The following is a 3,652-nucleotide window of genomic DNA, read 5'->3' on the forward strand; positions in this document are numbered from 1 at the left end:
GGCGAAAACTGTGAAGGTGAGCGGGTGAACATTTATGTGAAAGCCGTGTGAGGGAAAACCTCATGCACGGAATTGAAGAGGGGTCGCTGGATAAGGGTTGTGCCGAAGCCAGTGACCTACTCTACCTTTATGTAGATTGCCCTGATTACATTTTAGCGTAAATAAGTAATTGCCACCTTGCTCGACAATGTGTTCTGCAATGCTAACTTGGCAGCCCATGGCATCTATCGAAACCAAAGCACCTTCAATATCCAGAAGCTTTATTAGCTCTGGGATTGCAAGGTACATAATTTACTCTCCTAAAAGAGAGTATAAGATCACAGCTAAGCCAAGGCGTCAAACAGATTGTGTGTCAATATCAGCAGTTCAAAAAACGTTCACGAACTCACCCTGAGCATCAGCCCTACATCATTACTAATTAAAATGACAAAGAATAGTGAACGATTCCAAACTTAATCTAGATTTGCATTATAAACAAATTGTCCTGATACCATATAAACTGAATCGGTACTTAAATAATGGGTAACACCTGTAGGCCATACTTTAGTTGATTTACCTGTATTCTTATTCCAGATAAATAAGCCATCTGATGTGCTGTAACTGACCATACCAAATCTAACTTTGCTCAGGTTTGCATCGGTAATTGATATTGTGTCATCAGTATAAACATCCTTTATGTTTACTACATTGTTCGCCTTGTCGCTCCAAGCCAACACTCCATCTTTATACATTGCAGAACTTGAGGAATTAACCAGTCCTGTTGCTATATTTGTTGTTATACCTGTTAATATATTAAAGGAGTGAAGCGAGGCAACCTCAGTATTTTGAGGTTGAGTAATATAGAAAACGTACTCGCTATCATTACCCGAACAAAATGATCCAAACCCTTGGTTACCCGACCCGCTACCACTATTTTCAGTGAGTTTTTGAGGAAGAACTTGAGAACCAAATTGATATATATACACATCGTACGCTAGACCTAATGGAGCAGATTGACATAACCATTCATCATTATTTGTGAAGCGCCAATTGAGCCAACGGCTTGTACCTGCTGGTGGAGCTAAAGGCTCATAAGTTACAGAGTCACTGTCCCAAATGTAGAAATAACTGCCATTACTAGGCAGTTGAATCAACATTTTATTAATAAAACTACTATGAAACCCGTTTCCATTTCCTTCCGTTATCAGATCAGTAAGGTTTTGAGTGATTCCAGTTTTATTTAGAAACATATTAAGTCCGTAATCGGAACTAAAATACCCCTCATTGTTTACATGAGGGTAATACATATAGGTTTGAGGCTTATACTCAAAATTAATCTCACGAGCTTTCTGAGTGGGTAAACTTAAATCTTTAACTTGGTAGTTAAATTGCACACCCTTTGACAATAGCTGATGTTGATTAATTTCTACTACAGATTGATCTGTAGGGATTACATAGACTCGAGATACAAAGTCTAAGCTTGGCGCATACTTAAAGGTGATCTGATTTGTGGTTTTTTTATTAAACTCATCTTCAGCAATTATAACAACTTGGTAGTCCTTTTCTGGCAAGCCAGCTAAGTCATACTCATAGCTAAAACTACCCGTACCCATTTTTTTGCCAATTTGAACATCACCAAATAACACTGTTGTGGTTACAGTATCATTTTCATTTTCAACATTGCCAGTAACATTGAGTGTATTGCTGGTGATAAGCTCATGTGAAAGTGGTGAGGTTATATTTAGCACAGGGGCATTATTGATGACCGTTACTTTTTCAATTTCTTTATACTCGTTATCACTGTCTTGCACTGTCACCTTAATCGTGTGTTCACCGTATTCTTTTATCCAATCGTAATGATAAGGATAAGTTACTGTCGAACAACCAAAGCTATCACATTCTTCAATCTCTATAGGGTTCTCTTGCGTCTGGCTGCTAATTTCTACCCCATCTATTAAGTAATTAACTTGAGTGACACTCCCTTTACTCGTCGGTCTGACCAATATTCGTAATTTATCTGAATCCGGTTCAGGTAAATTATCTTTTAATACCATGGATACTGTTAAGTTTGGGTTGTAAATTTCTATTGCTTGATTGAGATAAACAAAAACATCGGGAGTGATTTCAGCTCTTACATCGAGCCTATGTTGACCATCAGTGTACCTTGCTGTTTCCAATGCCAGAACATTTTCGGTTACTTTTCCATAGGCCTTATTGCTATCAATAAACCACTCACTGGAAAGTACATCATGAGACAGTTTTACATCTACAATTCCCTGATAAGGGGATGTTGCTGGCAAAATGATTTTTAGCTCTTGCGCTTGTTCTTTTGAATATTCAAACGCGGAGGTACCTTTCGTTGAACTTAATAAAACAGGATCTTGATGACTAAACTCAGCCAGAATACGATAGCTTCCGCTAGTATTAGCTAATGTCAACTCGCCATAAAAACCCTCAGTTATTGAACCATGCTGAGCAACTGTGTTCCAGGTATCATTCTGATTAAGTTCAATCCTATAGCCACTTTCATTATCAAATGTTGACTGCCAACGAATTTTTAGCTGCTCATTGGTATTAGTCAAAGTGACATCAGCTTTAACTGAGGGCCTGATAACCGTAACATTGCTTTGTCCAGTGATCTCTGAATAAGTGAAAGTAATTGATGTTTGACCTTCAGCAACAGCAAGTAATAGACCATTAGTAATACTAGCAATTTCGCCGTTATTAGTTTGCCAATGACCTTCTGATGTAACCACCTTGCTTGTGTTATCGCTATAACTTGCTTTAGCTTCTAATTGCAAAGATTGCCCTTGAACTAACTCAGTAGAGCTAGGAGTGATAGTGATAGCGGTTACTACAGGTTCATCTGGCGCATCATTACTACTGCCACCGCAACCAATAAGACCGATGATAATCATGAGACTCACAAACCACGTTATTAGCTTTGTAATATTATTCATTTACGACCACTCTTGTCATCTTCTTGCGCTTTAAAGGTAAAGCTATGGTGTTCACTCGGTAGAGGTAACATTAATCGCCAGATAATTGACTGCAAAGTTCAGAGTACAACCATAACTTATGTCATTCAACAGCTTTATAGGTAAGCTTTGAGTAGTGTCTAACTATGATTCTAAAATAATGGTGCTTTAGCGGCATTTTTTGTGCGTAGAATTCACGTTTTAATCTCAGGGAAAGTGTGGGGGGTAAACTGTCTCAAATGGCCATTTTAAGACAAATAAACGTCTCATGGTTAACGAGATTTGCATGTAAGCCATTGAATTTAAAGGATGGTAAGTGTTTGTTAAAAACACCGAATAGGCCTAACGGTGGTTAGAGGTCATCACCTCTTTAGATAATGTGGCAGTGCATTGGCATGCGAGCAGCAAGAAGATGCAAAGCATTCGCGAGCACGATGTGGATATTCAAATCCGCCAACAAGGCGATTGGTTTGGGCTTTCTGGGGAAGTCCGGCTTGAGAGGGGATTAGTTTTAGGCCCCCCAATGTGTGAATACTTTCAAGGTGGAAGCATAAGTCGAAAGGGGCAGCTGTGACACTTATCGAGCAACTAATAGTCGGTTATATTCGTTGACTTCTAAAAGAGCCCAATGGTGACTCCTCTGCAATTTAATTATATTACCGCCAGTGATTCTCGAAGCGAGAACTAAGGAGGCC

At 38.9% G+C, this 3,652-nt stretch carries 1 protein-coding gene and 1 pseudogene; both read right to left on the bottom strand.

Annotated elements, in window-relative coordinates:
* Positions 1 to 126 precede the first annotated feature (126 nt).
* Positions 127 to 279 (bottom strand): annotated as a pseudogene (locus H5300_RS25910) (ISAs1 family transposase); the annotation flags it as partial.
* A 173-nt stretch (positions 280 to 452) separates the two neighbouring features.
* Positions 453 to 2,939 carry an Ig-like domain-containing protein gene (locus H5300_RS25915; protein ID WP_182797283.1) on the bottom strand — a complete coding sequence of 829 codons (2,487 nt, stop codon included), beginning with the start codon at positions 2,937 to 2,939 and terminating at the stop codon, positions 453 to 455.
* Positions 2,940 to 3,652: the final 713 nt, after the last annotated feature.

This window comes from Vibrio sp. SG41-7 (assembly GCF_014164465.1).
Taxonomy (GTDB): domain Bacteria; phylum Pseudomonadota; class Gammaproteobacteria; order Enterobacterales; family Vibrionaceae; genus Vibrio; species Vibrio splendidus.

Excerpts from the sequence above, each read along its gene's own strand:
- H5300_RS25915 (WP_182797283.1), bottom strand. The coding sequence starts at position 2,939 with ATGAATAATATTACAAAGCTAATAACGTGGTTTGTGAGTCTCATGATT.